The organism is Pseudomonas sp. TNT2022 ID642 (assembly GCF_028656995.1).
Taxonomy (GTDB): domain Bacteria; phylum Pseudomonadota; class Gammaproteobacteria; order Pseudomonadales; family Pseudomonadaceae; genus Aquipseudomonas.
The window spans coordinates 142662-158809 of record NZ_JAMDGW010000012.1; the positions used below are offsets into that span (position 1 = coordinate 142662).

17 protein-coding genes and 1 tRNA gene are annotated in these 16148 nt (G+C 58.8%); 6 read left to right on the forward strand and 12 right to left on the reverse strand.

Annotated features, from left to right (window positions below):
• The first annotated feature begins 30 nt into the window (after window positions 1-30).
• Complete coding sequence (locus M5G26_RS12875) at window positions 31-615, forward strand: TetR/AcrR family transcriptional regulator (protein WP_127928499.1); 585 nt, start codon at window positions 31-33, stop codon at window positions 613-615.
• A 168-nt stretch (window positions 616-783) separates the two neighbouring features.
• Window positions 784-2910 (forward strand): TonB-dependent siderophore receptor, encoded by a 2127-nt coding sequence (locus tag M5G26_RS12880; protein ID WP_273915578.1) that lies wholly within the window; start codon window positions 784-786, stop codon window positions 2908-2910.
• 644 nt (window positions 2911-3554) lie between these two features.
• On the opposite strand, the gene M5G26_RS12885 is transcribed toward M5G26_RS12880, so the two are convergent.
• Genes M5G26_RS12885 through M5G26_RS12900 form a run of 4 tightly spaced genes read right to left on the reverse strand, consistent with a single transcriptional unit; the run spans window position 3555 to window position 7398 of the window.
• On the reverse strand, window positions 3555-4553 hold the full coding sequence (locus M5G26_RS12885; RefSeq protein ID WP_273915579.1) for an NADP-dependent oxidoreductase: 999 nt from the start codon (window positions 4551-4553) through the stop codon (window positions 3555-3557).
• 56 nt (window positions 4554-4609) lie between these two features.
• Window positions 4610-5449, reverse strand: a complete 840-nt coding sequence (locus M5G26_RS12890) for an alpha/beta fold hydrolase (protein WP_273915580.1) — start codon at window positions 5447-5449, stop codon at window positions 4610-4612.
• Window positions 5450-5454: 5 nt separating this feature from the next.
• Complete coding sequence (locus M5G26_RS12895) at window positions 5455-6237, reverse strand: SDR family NAD(P)-dependent oxidoreductase (protein ID WP_095111885.1); 783 nt, start codon at window positions 6235-6237, stop codon at window positions 5455-5457.
• Window positions 6238-6297: 60 nt separating this feature from the next.
• Window positions 6298-7398, reverse strand: a complete 1101-nt coding sequence (locus M5G26_RS12900) for an alkene reductase (protein WP_273915583.1) — start codon at window positions 7396-7398, stop codon at window positions 6298-6300.
• 140 nt (window positions 7399-7538) lie between these two features.
• Between M5G26_RS12900 and M5G26_RS12905 the strand changes: the two genes are divergently transcribed.
• Both M5G26_RS12905 and ycaC read left to right on the forward strand, forming a co-directional pair.
• Window positions 7539-8135: a TetR family transcriptional regulator gene (locus M5G26_RS12905; protein WP_273915585.1), complete on the forward strand. Its 597-nt coding sequence runs from the start codon at window positions 7539-7541 to the stop codon at window positions 8133-8135.
• 128 nt (window positions 8136-8263) lie between these two features.
• Window positions 8264-8896 (forward strand): isochorismate family cysteine hydrolase YcaC, encoded by a 633-nt coding sequence (ycaC, locus tag M5G26_RS12910; RefSeq protein ID WP_007915995.1) that lies wholly within the window; start codon window positions 8264-8266, stop codon window positions 8894-8896.
• Window positions 8897-8997: 101 nt separating this feature from the next.
• On the opposite strand, the gene M5G26_RS12915 is transcribed toward ycaC, so the two are convergent.
• The 8 genes from M5G26_RS12915 to M5G26_RS12950 form a co-directional block, all read right to left on the reverse strand.
• Window positions 8998-9735, reverse strand: a complete 738-nt coding sequence (locus M5G26_RS12915; RefSeq protein WP_273915587.1) for a Fic family protein — start codon at window positions 9733-9735, stop codon at window positions 8998-9000.
• Window positions 9732-9995 (reverse strand): hypothetical protein, encoded by a 264-nt coding sequence (locus M5G26_RS12920; protein WP_007916021.1) that lies wholly within the window; start codon window positions 9993-9995, stop codon window positions 9732-9734. The genes M5G26_RS12915 and M5G26_RS12920 overlap by 4 nt, the downstream gene beginning before the upstream one ends.
• A gap of 143 nt (window positions 9996-10138) precedes the next feature.
• Window positions 10139-11062, reverse strand: a complete 924-nt coding sequence (locus M5G26_RS12925; protein WP_273915590.1) for a LysR family transcriptional regulator — start codon at window positions 11060-11062, stop codon at window positions 10139-10141.
• Window positions 11063-11155: 93 nt separating this feature from the next.
• The gene (locus M5G26_RS12930; RefSeq protein ID WP_273915592.1) at window positions 11156-11866 is read right to left on the reverse strand and encodes an SDR family NAD(P)-dependent oxidoreductase; all 711 of its coding nucleotides are present in this window, start codon (window positions 11864-11866) and stop codon (window positions 11156-11158) included.
• 49 nt (window positions 11867-11915) lie between these two features.
• On the reverse strand, window positions 11916-12572 hold the full coding sequence (locus tag M5G26_RS12935; RefSeq protein ID WP_273915594.1) for a DsbA family oxidoreductase: 657 nt from the start codon (window positions 12570-12572) through the stop codon (window positions 11916-11918).
• Window positions 12569-12784 (reverse strand): tautomerase family protein, encoded by a 216-nt coding sequence (locus M5G26_RS12940; RefSeq protein WP_016987787.1) that lies wholly within the window; start codon window positions 12782-12784, stop codon window positions 12569-12571. Before M5G26_RS12940 ends, M5G26_RS12935 begins: the two co-directional genes overlap by 4 nt.
• A 181-nt stretch (window positions 12785-12965) precedes the next feature.
• Window positions 12966-13661 carry a tRNA (adenine(22)-N(1))-methyltransferase gene (locus tag M5G26_RS12945; protein ID WP_337993669.1) on the reverse strand — a complete coding sequence of 232 codons (696 nt, stop codon included), beginning with the start codon at window positions 13659-13661 and terminating at the stop codon, window positions 12966-12968.
• Window positions 13662-13784: 123 nt separating this feature from the next.
• On the reverse strand, window positions 13785-14834 hold the full coding sequence (locus tag M5G26_RS12950; RefSeq protein WP_273915596.1) for an NAD(P)-dependent alcohol dehydrogenase: 1050 nt from the start codon (window positions 14832-14834) through the stop codon (window positions 13785-13787).
• A 188-nt stretch (window positions 14835-15022) separates the two neighbouring features.
• On the opposite strand from M5G26_RS12950, the gene M5G26_RS12955 reads away from it, so the two are divergent.
• A complete protein-coding gene (locus M5G26_RS12955; RefSeq protein WP_273915598.1) occupies window positions 15023-15949 on the forward strand; it encodes a Gfo/Idh/MocA family protein in 927 nt (308 codons plus the stop codon).
• A gap of 105 nt (window positions 15950-16054) precedes the next feature.
• Window positions 16055-16129: transfer RNA gene (locus M5G26_RS12960), tRNA-Lys, on the forward strand.
• The last annotated feature ends 19 nt before the right edge of the window (window positions 16130-16148 follow it).

A 16148-nucleotide genomic window follows, 5' to 3' on the forward strand; every position in this document is an offset into this window, starting at 1 on the left:
ACTGGTCTATTGCCTGGTAATGTGCGCCCGATGAAAGCGACCTACGACGACACCCGCCAACACTTGCTCGACACCGGCCACCGGATGATGGCCGAGAAGGGCTTCACCAGTGTCGGCCTAAACGAAATCCTGCAAACCGCCGGTGTGCCCAAGGGTTCGTTCTATCACTACTTCAAATCCAAAGAGTTGTACGGTCAGGCGTTGCTGGCGGATTACTTCGTCGGCTACCTCGCCGACATGGAGCGACGTCTGACGCTGCCCGGCCTGAGCGCTTATGAGCGGCTGATGGATTACTGGCAGGGCTGGCAGAATCGCTGCACCCTCGAAGGGCATGGCGATGAGTGTCTGGTGGTGAAGCTCAGTGCCGAAGTCGCCGACCTGTCGGAGTCGATGCGCCTGACCTTGCGCGATGGCGCCGAGCAGGTGGTGGCGCGCATCACCCTGTGTATCGAGCAGGGTCAGGCTGAAAACAGTCTGCCCCAAGGCGATGCCCGGCATCTGGCGGAAACCCTGTATCAGCTGTGGTTGGGCGCCAGTTTGCTGAACAAGCTGCAGCGTACCGGGCAATCCCTGGATACTTCGATGGCAATGACGAAACAGCTTTTGCACGTTTGACCAGGTTTTTTTTGTGCGATGCAATGGATGACACGCGTACTGGCACGCGGTCGGCTCAAACATACGAATGGGAATAAGTTTCAATAACGGAACGCTTGGTATACCATCCGCGGCGCTTTGCTGGCGGTTTTACCCCTCGTTCTGGCCTATTCGTAAGGTTTTCATTTCATGCGTCGTACTCTGCTTTCAATTTGCGTGCTGCAGGCGTTGTCTTCTTCCTCATGGGCCGAACAGGCCGAATCAACATCCTCAGCGCTAGAGCTGGAGGCGACCGACGTGGTCGGCACGGCGGATTACGAACGGGCCGACGGTCCGGTGCAGGGTTATCGCGCTACACGTTCTGCCAGCGCCACGCGCACCGACACCTCAATCCATGAAACCCCGCAATCGATCAGCGTAGTGACCAAAGATGCGGTCGAAGACCTCGGCGCCACGCGTCTGCAGGACGCACTGGATTACGCCGGCGGCGTGGGCCGCGCGAACAATTTCGGCGGGCAGGGGCTGACCACATTCACCGTGCGCGGCTTCACCACTGGCGAGTTCTACCGCAACGGTTTCCCGATCAATCGCGGCTACCCGAACATGCCCGACGCCAACACCATCGAGCGTCTGGAAGTGCTGCGTGGGCCGGCAACAATGCTCTACGGTCGTGGCGATCCCGGCGGCACCTTCAACGTTGTTTCCAAGCAGCCGTTGGCCGAGCGCACGGTCACGCTGGGCAGTCAGTTGAATGATCAAGGCATGAAGCGCGGCACGCTGGACGCCTCCGGCCCGCTGGATGAAGAGGGGCGCCTGGCCTATCGATTGAACGTGGTGGGTGAGGGCGGCGATACCTTTCGCGATCACGTCGAGACCGAGCGCTACGGCGTGACGCCGGTGCTGACCTGGCAGGCCAGCGATGCCACGCGGGTGATCTTCGAGGGTGATTTCATGCGCAACAATCACCCGCTGGATCGTGGCGTGACGCGTTACGCCAAACAGATCGGCACCGCCTCGCGGGACACGTTCTTTGGCGAGAAAGACGCCGGCAAATTGCACAACGACAACAACATGGCGCAACTGCGTTTCGAACATCTGCTCAATGATGACTGGACGCTGGGCGGTGGCTTCCAGTGGCTCGACGGCTCGCTTGAGGGCAATGCGATCGAAGCCAACGGCATTGCCGATGACGGTCGAACCCTGGGGCGTAACTTCAACTACCGCAAACTGGAGTGGACCGACAAGGACACTCAACTCAATCTCACCGGGCATTTCAGCACCGGTGGCTTGCAGCACACCTTGCTGACCGGCATCGAATACGAAGATTACGATTACAAGTCGATCATTCAGCGTTCCAGCGGCGCGGTCGGCGCTTACCCGATCGACATCTTCGATCCGGTTTACGGCCAGCCGCGTCCGGCGCTGACTCGCACGCCGACCCACGACAAGGAAAACCTCAAGACCTATGCCGCGTTCGTCCAGGATCAGGTGGCGTTGACCGAGCGTCTGAAGGTATTGGCCGGGGCGCGTTTCGAGCGTTTCGAGCACGACTATGAAACCTACGTGCCGGGCGGCAAAAACTGGCAGGCCAGCGACAACGCGGTGACCCCGCGCCTCGGCGTGACCTACGACCTGACCGATACCCTGGCGATCTATGCCGACACCGCGCGCTCGTTCAAGCCCAACACCGGCGCGAGCCGCGTGGGCGGAGGCTTCGCACCGGAGAAGGGCAAGTCCTACGAAATGGGCGTTAAGTGGGAAGCGCTGGACCATCAGTTGAGCGTCGACGCAGCGATCTATCAGATCGAAAAACGCAACGTACTGACCACCGACCCGGTGGACTCGACCTTCAGTGTGGCGGCCGGGGAAGTGCGCAGCCGTGGTTTCGACCTGAACGTCGCCGGCAACCTGACCCCCGAATGGCGCGTCATCGGCGGCTACGCCTACGTGGATGCCGAAGTGACCAAGGACAATGTGATCCGCTCGGGTACACGGTTGATGAACATTCCGCAAAACAGCTTCAGTCTGCTCAACGTCTATGAGTTTCAGGACGGCACGCTCAAAGGTCTGGGCCTGGGCACCGGACTCAAATACGTCGACGAACGCGCCGGACAAACCGCCAATACCGCGTTCTCGATGGACAGCTACACCGTTGTCGATTTGCTCGGCTTCTATAAGGTCAACGAGAAAGTGCGGCTCAATCTTGACGTGAAGAATCTGTTTGACCGGGATTATGAAGAGGGCGCGTTTGGTAATGTCTACGCCTATCCGGGTGCGCCGAGAACGGTGCAGGTGGGGATTTCCTACACGTTGTAAGTCAGTGCAAAGGCGGCCCCTCACCCCAGCCCTCCCGAAACGTCGGACCGCCCGGGGGAGAGGGAGCCGACCGAGGTGTCTTGCGCTATGCATCGACCTGACAGATCGCGTCGATTATGGGTCCATCCGCAATGCTTGGTGGTATTGGATTCACAGCCGTTATTGCACGTCGGCGCTCATCGCCAATATTCCCCAATCGGTTCCCTCTCCTTGGGGGAGAGGGAGCCTATGCATCGCGTCGATGACGGGTTCATCCGCAATGCTTGGCGATATTGGATTCACAGGCGCTATTGCACGTCGGCGTTCATCGCCAATATCCCCCAATCGGTTCCCTCTCCTAAGGGAGAGGGCTAGGGTGAGGGCAGCTGTTTCGGCCCTCGCCACTTAGCCAGTGACACTACCTTCCGGTGTTTTTCCAGCAAACTCATGCGCGTTGAACATTTAGGGCTCAAGCATCAAGGGCCGCCATACGATCGGAGCAACTCCAAGTATCGCGTTGTGCTGCTTGGGGTCGGGCGTCTCGTGGTTCGCAGATTCAGGTGAGTGTTTGTTCTCCGTGTCTTGCGGTTCGTCGGCGGGGGGCTTTTCGGTGTCGCAGGCAACGTTATCCATGGGTCTTTCGCCAGATGATTACAGGCAGGCAACTATTTGATCTGCACGATTACCTTGCCTTTCGCACGGCCCTGTTCGACGTAAGTCAGGGCTTCGCCCGCTGACTCGAAGGTGAAGGTGCGATCCAGCACGGGCCTTATTACACCGGCTTCAATCAGGGAGGTGATTTTTTGCAGTTGTGCGCCGTTGGCCCGCATAAACAGGAAGCTGTAACGGACGTCCTGCTTGCGCGCCTTGCGCCGAATACTCAGGCTCAACAAGCGCATGACTTGCCGCAGCGGCCACGCCAGGCCTTGCGCCTTGGCGAACTCGGCAGTTGGCGGGCCTGAAATGGAAATCAGCTGACCACCCGGTTTGAGTACCTTGAGCGAGTTTTCCAGAACGTCGGTGCCGAGGCTGTTCAGCACCACGTCGTAGTCGCGCAGTTCCTGCTCGAAGCGCTGCTGTTTGTAATCAATCACCACGTCTGCGCCCAACGCCTTCACCCACTCGATATTCGCGGTGCTGGTGGTGGTCGCGACAACAGCGCCGAGGTGCTTGGCCAGTTGAATGGCAATTGTTCCGACACCGCCGGAACCGGCGTGAATCAGGACCTTCTGACCCTTTTGCAAACAGGCGATGTCGACCAGCGCTTGCCAGGCTGTCAGGGCGACCAAAGGCACGGCTGCGGCTTGTTCCATGCTGAGGTTGGCAGGCTTCAACGCCACGGCGTTTTGCTCGACGGCGATTCGCTCGGCGAACGTGCCGATTCGTTGATCGGGCACGCGCGCATACACCGCGTCGCCGGGCTTGAAACCCTTGACCGCTGCACCAACCTCAATCACCACACCGGCACAATCGTTGCCCAGCACCAAGGGGAATGAGTACGGCAGAATCAGTTTGAATTCGCCGCTGCGAATCTTTGAATCGAGCACGTTGACGCTGGCAGCATGTACATCAATCAGCACGTCATGGGCGCCGGGTACAGGCTCGGAGACATCGCCCATACGCCCGTTCTGCTTGCCGTAGCGATCGATAAAATAAGCTTTCATGGTGGGGACGGCTCTCACGGTTCTGGGGGAGGGCAGGGTTGCCTGAGCAGATGGGTTCAGCTGTCGAGAAACGCCTGCGTCTTGCTGACAAAGTCAGCGTAGTTCTGGAAAATCGCGCCGTGTCCGGCGTCTTCATAAATGATCAATTGCGCGTAGGGAATACGGTTCGCCAGGTCAATTGAGTTGACCGTGGGCACCATGATGTCGCTGTCACCGTTGACCACCAGCGTCGGAATTTGCAGGCTGCCAAGGTTCTGCGGCATCTGTTCTCCCCATGCCTTGATGGCTTTCAACTGCCGTAGAAAAGCGCTGGGTGTCGGGCGCTTGTCGCGATCTTTGCGGCGTTCTTTCAAACGTTGCAGAAAGTCTGTCGCGGCCCGCCGTCCGTTGGCGGTTGTGGTGAAAAACAGATGGAATTTGGGATCGCGCAGGGTCAGCAAGCCCTTGAACATCAGTGGCCAGGAAACCGCACCGACCTTGGCGATACCGACTCCGCCCGCAGGTCCGGTGCCGGTCAGAATCAGGCGCCGCACCAAGGCTGGATCTTTGAGCGCGATGTCCTGAGCAACGAACCCACCAAGGGAAAAACCCAGCAGATCGACGCTGGTGAATTCCAGCGCAGCGATCAGGCTGATGACGTCGTCGGCCATCTGCGCGACGGTCAGGGGCGCTATGCCGCCTGAGCCACCGACACCGCGATAGTCAATGGCGAGCACGCGCCGGGTTCGCGCCAGACCATCGACGATTCGCGGGTCGAAGTCGTCAAGTGCCGCGCCCCAATGATTGAGCAGGATCAGCGGCACCGCCGATTTCAGGCCGAGGTCTCGATAGGCGAAAGCCGTGCCGCCAACCCTGATCGATTGGTTGGCGGCTTTGACGAAAGGCATTGGCTCCATTGGACTCACGCCAGATAGCGCTGGGCGACTGCCGACTGGCGAATCTGCGCCAGCAGGCCCTGCCGCGCGGTTTGCAAGGCATCCCAGCGCTCACCTTCATGCAGCGGCGGAATGGTCACCGGTTCGCGACGATCGAAACCGACCAGCGCCGCATCGACCAGATCGGTGACCTCCATGATCTCGCTCAAGGTGTTGATGTCGATGCCCGCGCGATCCCAGATCTCCGTGCGGGTCGCAGCTGGCAGCACGGCTTGCACGTAAACGCCCAGTGGCGACAGTTCCAGGCTCAGGCCCTGAGACAGGAACAGGACAAATGCCTTGGTTGCGCCGTACACCGACATGCCGAACTCCGGGGCCAGACCGACCACCGAGCCGATGTTGATAATCGCGCCGTCACCGGCCTTCGCCAGACGGGGAGCGATGGCGCTGGCGAGCCGTACCAATGCCGTGGTGTTGAGGGCGACCAGATTGGCCACTTTGTCGGTGCTCTGCTCGATGAAGTTGCCGGACTGCGCGGCGCCCGCGTTATTGACGAGGATGCCAATGCGCGCATCGTCGCGCAGGCGCGTTTCGACGGTGTGCAGATCGCTGAGTTGGGTCAGGTCGGCCTGCAGCACATCAATGGCAACGCTGTGTTCGCTGCGCAACTTCGCTGCGAGTGTTTCTAGGCGCTGAAGATCGCGGGCGACCAGCACCAGATCATGCCCGCGTTGGGCGAAACGTTCGGCGTAAACCGCGCCGATGCCGGTCGAGGCGCCAGTGATAAGAACAGTAGGGTGGGCGTTCATATGGTTATCTCTTTTCAAAAAAACGATTAAGGAGAGGCAGTAAATGCGCTGGGGCTCGGCTTACTGGGCAGAAGCGCTCCATTCAGCCAGGGTCGGGTAGTCGATGTAGCCTTCTGCACCACCGCCATACAGGGTGGCTGGGTTGAAACCGGCCAACGGCGCACCGGCCGCCAGGCGCTCGACCAGATCGGGATTGCCAATGAACGGGCGACCGAAGGCGATCAGGTCGGCGTGGTCTTCGGAAATCCGCGCGTTCGCGAGGTCGAGGTCGTAGCCGTTGTTGGCGATGTAGGTGTTTTTGAAACGCTGGCGCAGAGCGCCGAAATCGAACGGCGCGACATCGCGCGGCCCGCCGGTAGCGCCTTCGACCACGTGCAGATAAACGATGCCCAGCGCATCGAGTTGCTCGACGATGTAATCGAATTGCCCTTGCGGATCGCTGCTCGAAACACCGTTGGCCGGCGACACCGGCGAGAGGCGAATACCGGTGCGATCTGCGCCAATCTCGGCGACGACTGCTGCCGTCACTTCCAGCAACAAGCGCGCACGATTTTCAATCGAGCCGCCGTAGGCATCGGTGCGCACGTTGGCGCCATCCTTGATGAATTGATCGAGCAAATAGCCGTTGGCGCCGTGGATTTCCACACCATCAAACCCAGCGGCGATAGCGTTGACCGCTGCCTGGCGGAAATCGTTGACGATCCCCGGGAGTTCGCTGATGTCCAGTGCTCGCGGCGCGGAAACGTCTTCAAAGCGGTTGTTGACGAACACTTTGGTCGCCGGGCGTATCGCGGAAGGGGCAACCGGCGCAGCAGCGTTTTCCTGCAGATCAACGTGAGAAACACGACCGACATGCCACAGTTGCAGAAAGATCTTCGCGCCTTTTTCGTGCACCGCAGCGGTCACCTTGCGCCAGCCATCGATCTGCGCCTGTGTGTAAATCCCCGGGGTGTCCTGATAGCCCTGGCCTTGTCGGGAGATCTGCGTCGCTTCAGAAATCAGCAGGCCAGCGGAGGCGCGTTGACTGTAATAGGTGGCCGCGAACTCACTGGGCACAAAGCCTTCGCCCGCTCGATTGCGAGTCAACGGTGCGAGAACAATTCGATTCGCCAGTGTCAGGGAGCCAAGCGTGTACGGCGTGAATAGATTTTGATCGGTCATGGGGTTTGATCCGTGCCTGTGAATGAGCAGCGATAATGTCTGTAATTAGGATGATGATCGAAATCTAAACTGTCAACGGTTTTGATTATGGCTGACATCTATGTATCATCGGCGCATGAATTTCAGCGGAGGTATTGCACGTGAGAGTCACCAAAGCCCAGGCACAGGCCAACCGCGAGCACATCGTCGAGACCGCCTCGGTGCTGTTTCGTGAGCGAGGTTTTGACGGTGTCGGCGTCGCGGACCTCATGGCGGCAGCCGGATTTACCCACGGCGGTTTCTACAAACACTTCGGCTCGAAGGCCGACCTGATGTCCGAAGCCTCGGCCAACAGCCTCGCGCGCTCGTTGGTCAGTGCCGAAACGCTCGATGTTCAAGGCTTCATCGACGCTTATGTGTCGAAAGACCATCGGGACGGGCGGGGCAGCGGCTGCACCATGGCTGCTTTGTGCGGCGACGCCGCGCGCCAGTCTGACGACGTGAAAACGGCGTTTGCCGACGGCATCGAGCGCACGCTGCAGACGTTCGGCGACAAGTACCCGACAGGTCCAGACGCGGCGCCTGACGCGGGGCGAGTGAAAATGATCGACATGCTGGCGCGCGCGGTGGGCGCGATTATCCTGTCGCGGGCCTGCCCGGATGATTCTGCCCTGGCCGATGAAATACTCGCGGTATGCCACGCTGAAATGACCGCGTCATTGCTGATATCTGCCGACAGTGCAGAAGTGGCTGGTTGATCGGTATTGTCCTTTTTGAGTTGACGGTGAAACGCTTTTCAGCCGATTTATCCCGTCCCTGTGCGTCAGTAATCTGTACCCAACTTGAACGCAACAACAAATTCAAAAACTCAAAAGAGAAGCAGACCATGACCACTCCAACCTACAACCGCCTCAACAAAGACGACGCCATCGTGCTGCTGGTCGACCACCAGACCGGCCTGATTTCTCTGGTGCAGGACTTCTCGCCAAACGAGTTCAAGAACAACGTGCTGGCCTTGGCCGATCTGGCCAAGTTCTTCGAACTGCCAACCATCCTCACCACCAGTTTCGAACAAGGCCCGAACGGCCCGTTGGTGCCAGAGTTGAAAGAAATGTTCCCGGATGCGCCGTACATCGCTCGTCCTGGTCAGATCAACGCATGGGACAACGAAGATTTTGTGAAGGCGATCAAAGCCACCGGTCGCAAGCAAATCATCATTGCCGGTGTGGTCACGGATGTCTGCGTAGCGTTCCCGACCTTGTCGGCGCTGGCGGAAGGGTTTGAGGTGTTTGTGGTGACTGACGCATCCGGCACCTTCAACACCACTGTGCAACAAGCCGCGTGGAGCCGTATGACTCAGGCCGGTGCGCAGATGATGAACTGGTTCTCGGTGGCGTGTGAGCTGCACCGCGACTGGCGCAACGACATTGAAGGGCTGGGTAACTTGCTATCGCAGCGAATCCCCAACTACCGCAATCTGATGAACAGCTACTCGGCGCTGACCGCACAGCAGAAGTAAGCCGACGCGATTCAAACGAAAGCCTGCCATGAAAAGCAGGCTTTTTGTTCATCGCGGAGTCAGACCCCGGAATTCAACAGCGACACCACGGCGAGCGCGGATCATTCAAGAAGCGTTGCTCGATACGCTTTATAAAGTCGCTGGACCTCGGGATCATCCAGGCTTTCATACGTAATCCCTTCCTTGTCCAGTCCATCCAGACCCTTTATTCCGCCAATCATTGCCGGCCATTCATCGCGGCTGGAAATATCGATGACGAAGGGGACCAGATAACCATCCAGATGACCTGCGAAAGGCTCTCGAATTTCGTCGGCGAGTGCTCGCAGGTAGTCGTCTTTGTTGGTTTTTGGCCAGTCAATGGCGAACCGGGTCCGATAGCACAACTCCATGTAGATGAGCAGGATTGTGCGGCCATTGCCATCCAGAAACGGGTAGGCGGACGCCAACTGGCCCATTACTTCGCCGGGGCGCTGACGAAAGCGTTTTTTGTTTGCTGCGAGTTCGAAGGCGTATTCCACGGATCTTTTGATCAGGTCAGGACGTTCGAATATCGTGTGATGCGGATCATCTTTCGACCCTTTGAATACTGCGAGGTGGGGGACCAGTTCATTTCTGTCTTTTCCTGCCCACGGATAAAAACCGGAGAACAGGATTTCGTGGGTCTTGAGGACCGCTTTGTAGTCGATGGGTTTTTGCTTGGCGAGATAGGCAAGGGCATCTTCGCTACTGGCTTCGAAGGAGAGATGCTCGGACTCTTTGACTTCAAGAGGGTCTTTCAGTTTGAGCGAGTTTTGAAGATAACCTTCAGTCTCGAAATCGCCGAAGGGGTCGAAAGTCATGCGCTAAGTTGCCTCTTGCAACGCCTTTTTTCCTGGAGATAGCGCCCTTGCAGGGCCATGATTTCTGCTTTGTTCAGAACACCTTTACGCTTGAGATTGACGAGCAATTGCTCAATGCCATCCAGCTCGACAGCATCACCTGCAAGGCGAGTAATGGTCGCGGCCATGCAGCTCATGCTGTCACGCTCAGCGGTAACCTTATGCTTTTGGGCGAGTTTGCGGACTTCGTTCGCAACGCCGCCAGTGGCTGGACTAGTCATTTGAAACCCTCGTTTTCTCCCTCAGAGCAGAGCATGGCGCTGGCTCTGTAAATTTCCCAGCAGCCTCCGGCTGTCGGCACGAACGTTGCGTTGTTCGGGTTGGCTGCGAAACGCCTTTCAACCGATTTACTCCTTGTTCAGGGTTACACCTGCGCCCACTCATCACGAAACTGCAACAGAAAATCGACAAACGCCCGCACCCGTTGCGGCACATAGCGGCCGTGCGGGTAGAGCAAAGTGTAAGGTCGCGAGCGCCCGGCGTACGGCTGAAGAACCTCGACCAAGCTGCCGTCTGCCAGCTCTTTTTCGACAATGAACTTGTACGTCTGGAATACCCCGGCACCATGTTTGGCCAGGGTGACGCCGCCGAGCACGTCATCTGAGCAGGAATAACCACCGTCGGAAAACACTTCACGATCGTGGCCATTTTCCTGAAAAAGCCAGGAAATCCGCCGCCCGCTGCTCGGCAGTTCGAACTGAATGCATTCGTGTTGCACCAGATCCTCAAGCGTCTTTGGTGTGCCAGCCTTTTTCAGATAGTCGGGGGAGGCGACCACCACCAGTTTTGCATCCTCCAGCAGCCGCGCGACCATGGTCGAGTCCGGTTGGGCGCGGACGCGGATCGCCAGATCGTAGCCTTCGCCGACAAAGTCGATATTGCGGTTGCCCAAGTGGATGTCGACAGTCACGTCGGGATAGAGCGCACGGAATTTGGGAAGCAGCGGCAGGATGCGGTGATGCCCGTAAGTGGTGGGAAGGCTGATGCGCAACTGACCGGACGGTGAGGTCTGTGCGCCCATGACCTCTTGTTGCGCTTCGACCAGTTGGGTCAGGGCCTGGCTGCACTGGACGAAAAAGTTTCTGCCGGCCTCGGTCAAGCGAATGCTGCGCGTGGTTCGGGCAAACAAGCGTGAACCCAATCTCTTTTCGAGGCGAAGAATCGACCGGCTCACCGCTGCGGGTGTCACCCCCGCGAGTTGCGCGGCGGCGGTGAAACTGCCGGCCTCGGCGGCGAGGCAAAAGAGTTCGATGCTGCCTAACTGCAAGTCTTCAAAGTGGCGCTTCATGGAATAAGCCTGAGGATCAACTGACGGTTCATTCTCAGGCTTATCTCATGAAGCGGCACCACCGGTACACACCGGCAGTGCTGTGGAGAGGTATCAATGGCCAGCGCTTTGACCACCGTCGACATGGAGGATTTCGCCGGTCACGAAGTTCGCGCCGTCCAGGTAGAGGATCGCCTGCACGATGTCATCGATTTCGCCCATATGCCCAACCGGGTGCAGGCTGCCGAGGGCGGCGTGAGTCTCTTCGCCGTGCATCGGCGTTTTGATGATGCCCGGCGACACCGCGTTGACCCGAATGCCGCGCTTGGCATACTCGATGGCCAGCGACTTGGTTGCCGCGTTGATGCCACCCTTGGTCAGCGAAGCGAGCACCGACGGCACGCCATCAATCGCATGATCGACCAAACTGGTGGTGACGCTGACGATATGGCCGCTGGCGTTTTTCTCCATTTCGGCAATAGCCAATTGCGAGATGTGGAAGAAGCCGCTCATGTTGGTCGCCACCACTTGTGCGTAGTCTGCCTGGCTGTACTCGGTGAAGGGTTTGGCGACGAAAATCCCGGCGTTGTTGACCAGCGTGTCGATACGTCCGAAACGTGCAACGGCTTCGCGAATCACGCGCTCGGCGGTCTGCGGGTCGGCGATGTCTCCGACGACGGCGAGAATATCCGGGTCAGTGGACGGTTTGATCGAGCGCGAGGTCGCGACAACCTGATAGCCGCGCTCACGGAAACCCTTGACCAGGCCTGCGCCAATGCCTTGCGAGGCGCCGGTGATCACTACAACTTTTTTGGACGTGCTCATGATGTTTCCTCATGCAATCTGAATGGTTTGAAAAAACGAAGTTCGGGTGTCAGGCGTGAGCCGCAATCTGCGCGGCTTGACGTAACGCTTGCTCGTAATAAGCGACGGACTGGGAACCGGGGATGACCTGTTTGTCATCAAGGACCATGGCCGGAACCGAATCGATGCCGCGCTGCTGGTAAAACCGTTCAAGTTCGCGCACGGCCTGGCTGAACTCTGCGTTGGCCAGAACCTCTTGCGCACGCTGACTGTCGAGCCCGACTGCGCCTGCCAGTGTCACCAGCGTGGCGTGGTCATTCGGGTTCTTGCCGTCAGTGAAGTAGGCCTTGAGCAAGGCTTGCTTCAACTCACGCTGACGTCCTTGTGTGGCGGCCCAGAACAGCAGTCGATGGGCATCGAAGGTGTTGTGGAAATGGCTGCGTTTTTCCAGGTCGAAGTGAAAACCGATCTGCTCGCCGCGTTCGATGATCATCGCGTTGCGATCCGCCACTTGCTCAGCGCTGCGCCCGTATTTGCGCATCATGTGCTCGATGGCGTGTTCACCTTCGGCGGGCATGTCGGGGTTCAGTTCGAACGGTTTGTAGGTCAGTTCCACATCGACTTCGTCCGCCAGATTCTTGATCGCTTGCTCCAGAGCGGTGGCGCCCAACGCGCACCAGGGGCAAACCACATCCGAGACGAAATCGATTTTCACGGCCCGGCTCATGACTGCGAGTCCGCCAACTGTTGGCGATATTCGGTGGTGGTGATACCGGCATAACCCCAGTTATCGGTGTCGACTTCCTCAATCACGATGTGGGTGAGTTTCGGGTCCTTGTGCAGCACCCGCTGCATCGTTTCGGTGATTTCCTTGATGACCTGGGCTTTCTGTTCCCGGGTCACGCCGTCACGGGTGATGCGTACGCTGATGAAAGGCATTTGGGCTATCTCCAGTCGCTGGCCCGTCGGAGTGATGGGCAGCTGTTGGAGAGGACTTTAAGAGGCAGGCGGGAATTGATAAATGGGGCTTGAGGTACATCATTTGTGATGCGGTGTATCAAATGAGGGCGCGCGAGTAGTCATCCTGTGCACGCGCTGTCTCAGTGAGAAACGCTGGCGCTCAGGCCAGCAGCTCGGTAATCCAGCGTGTCTGTTGTTTGAGGTCTTGCAGCTTTTGCTCTGGCAGGCTTTGTTGCGCATGAGCGAGCTGGCTCAGTGTCTTCTGCTTATGGTGAAGTTTGTGCTGCCATTTGCGCAGAAACTCGGGGCTGCGGGCCTGCATCTGCAAGGGGCCGAAGTACAGTTCCTTGTCGGTATAGGTCACTGGTTCAGCGCTTTCGGCCACGATGATTTCGTAGTCGAAACGGTTTTCCCGCAGCAGCTCTTCGCTGAGGATGCGGTAGCCGTTTTCCATCAGCCACTGGCGCAAGGGTTGTTCACCGCCGTTGGGTTGCAGGATCAGACGTTCCTGGCCGCTGAGGTGAGCCTTGCCGTTGTCGAGGATGTCGCGGATGGTTTCACCGCCCATGCCGCAGATCGTGATGGCGGTGATGCCGTCTTCAGGTTTGATTGCTGCCAGACCATCGGCCCTGCGCACACAGATGTGCTGCTGCAAATCGTTTTCGCGCACAGTGCGTTCAGCCGCGTGGAACGGCGTCGCCGCAACCTCGCCAGCCACCGCGGCACTGATCAAACCTCGGCGCATCAGGGCCACCGGCAGATAGCCGTGATCCGAGCCGATATCCGCCAGTCGCGCACCGGCAGGTACGTGGGCAGCCACCCGCTCGAGGCGCATGGACAATGTCTGTTCGTTCAACGGCAACCCCTTGATGGCAGGCAAAGGGGTGCGACTCTGGCGAGCAACGCCGGGCCTGTCAAATCCCGGCGACGGAATTGAATAACCGATTGGCAACACCAGGCTGCCAATCGGCGTTTGCGCTTAGCCGGCCAACGTTGCGTTGTCGATCACGAAGCGATACTTCACGTCGCCCTTGAGCATGCGCTCGTAGGCATCGTTGATCTGGTCGGCGCGGATCAGTTCGATATCGGAAACGATGCCGTGCTCGGCGCAGAAGTCGAGCATTTCCTGGGTCTCAGGGATGCCGCCGATCATCGAACCGGCAATCGTGCGGCGCTTCATGATCAGGTTGAACACGTTCGGCGAAGGATGCGACGTGGCCGGCGCACCGACCAGCGTCAAGGCACCATCGCGCTTGAGCAGCACCAGGAATGCATCGAGATCGTGCGGCGCCGCGACGGTGTTGAGGATCAGGTCGAAACTCTTGGCGTGCGCGGCCATTTCTTCGGCATTGCGCGACACCACCACTTCATCGGCACCCAGCGCTTTGGCCGCTTCGCGTTTGGATTCAGAGGTGGTGAACGCCACCACGTGGGCGCCCAAGGCGTGGGCCAGTTTGATGCCCATGTGGCCAAGGCCACCGATGCCGACCACGCCGACTTTCTTCCCTGGACCGGCGTTCCAGTGACGTAGCGGCGAGTAAGTGGTGATGCCGGCACACAGCAGCGGCGCGACCGCGGCCAGTTGCGCTTCGGGATGGCGAATACGCAGGACGTAGCGTTCATGCACGACGATGTTTTGCGAATAGCCGCCCAGCGTCCAGCCCGGTGCATCCGGAGTCGGGAAGTTGTAGGTGCCGATCATGCCGTCGCAGTAGTTTTCCAGCCCGGTTTCGCAGTCATCGCAATGTTTGCAGCTGTCGACGATGCAACCAACGCCGACCAGATCACCGACCTTGTAGTCCGACACATGTGCGCCGACGGCGGAAACGCGGCCGACGATTTCGTGCCCCGGTACGCACGGGAATTGCGTGCCGGCCCATTCCGCGCGCACCTGGTGCAGATCGGAATGGCAGATGCCACAGAACGCGATGTCGATCTGCACATCATGAGCGGCCGGCGCGCGGCGCGTGATCTGCATCGGCTCAAGGGGTTTGTCGCCCGCGTGGGCACCGTAGGCTTGTACAAGCATGGGAACATCCTCGATCGGTTTGTCGTAAGGCATTGTTTCTTTTCCAACGCTGCGGGCACTAGCGCATTCCTGTGCAATCCTTGCCTGATCCTGTGCGTTGTTGTGACATTGCGCGGACAGACGCTCGTGGCGTTTGCAGGTAATCTCCCGGTTCACTGACGACAACAAAATCAAAACAGGAGTCATTGATGCAACCAATCCGTCTCGGTCTGGTGGGCTACGGCAAGATTGCCCAGGATCAACACGTCCCGGCAATCCTCGCCAATCCCGCCTTCCACTTGGTTTCCGTCGCTACCCAAGGCAAGCCTTGCGCAGGCGTGGAAAACTTCCAATCCTTAAATGAATTGCTGGAAAACGGCCCGCCGGTTGACGCGATTGCCTTTTGCACACCGCCGCAAGGACGCTTCGCCCTGGTGCAGCAAGCACTGGCTGCCGGCAAACACGTACTGGTGGAAAAGCCGCCGTGTGCCACCTTGGGCGAAGCGCTGGCCTTGGTCGATCAGGCTGCCGAGCAGGGCGTCAGTGCTTTGTTTGCCTGGCATTCACGCTATGCACCCGGTATCGAAGCGGCCCGCGACTGGCTCGCCTCGCGCACGCTGCAAAGCGTGCAGATCGACTGGAAAGAAGATGTACGCAAATGGCACCCCGGGCAGACCTGGATCTGGCAACCCGGCGGCCTCGGCGTATTCGACCCGGGCATCAATGCCTTGTCGATCGTCACCCATCTGCTGAAGCTGCCGCTGTTTGTCGAATCCGCTGAACTGCGCGTACCGAACAACTGCCAATCGCCAATCGCTGCGTCGATCAAAATGGCTGATGCGCATCAACTCGATGTGCGTGCGGAGTTCGACTTCGACCATGGCCATGATGAGCTGTGGAGTATCGAGGTGCGTTGCGCTGAAGGCGTGTTGCGCCTGGATAACGGTGGTGCGCTGTTGAGCATTGACGGTGTGCGCCAGGCGGTGTCGGAGGAGGGTGAGTACGCAGCGGTGTATCGGCATTTTCAGCAGTTGATTGGCGACAAGGCCAGTGACCTGGATGTGCAGCCGTTGCGGTTGGTGGCGGACAGTTTTTTTGTCGGTAGTCGGGTGTTGGTTGAGGCGTTTTACGATTAATCAAAGCCTGTAACGAAGTGCGCGTTTCAGCCTGTGCGCGAATTGTCTCGCAACAGACACCGGGCTTCACATTCCTTCGTGGCTGGTCGACAATGCGCGCTCTGTTCCGGGGTAGTTCAGCGGTGGAACACTCGGCTCTTAACCGGGTGGGCGCTGGTTCGAATCCAGCCCCCGGACCCATTGCATTGCAGGGTCACAA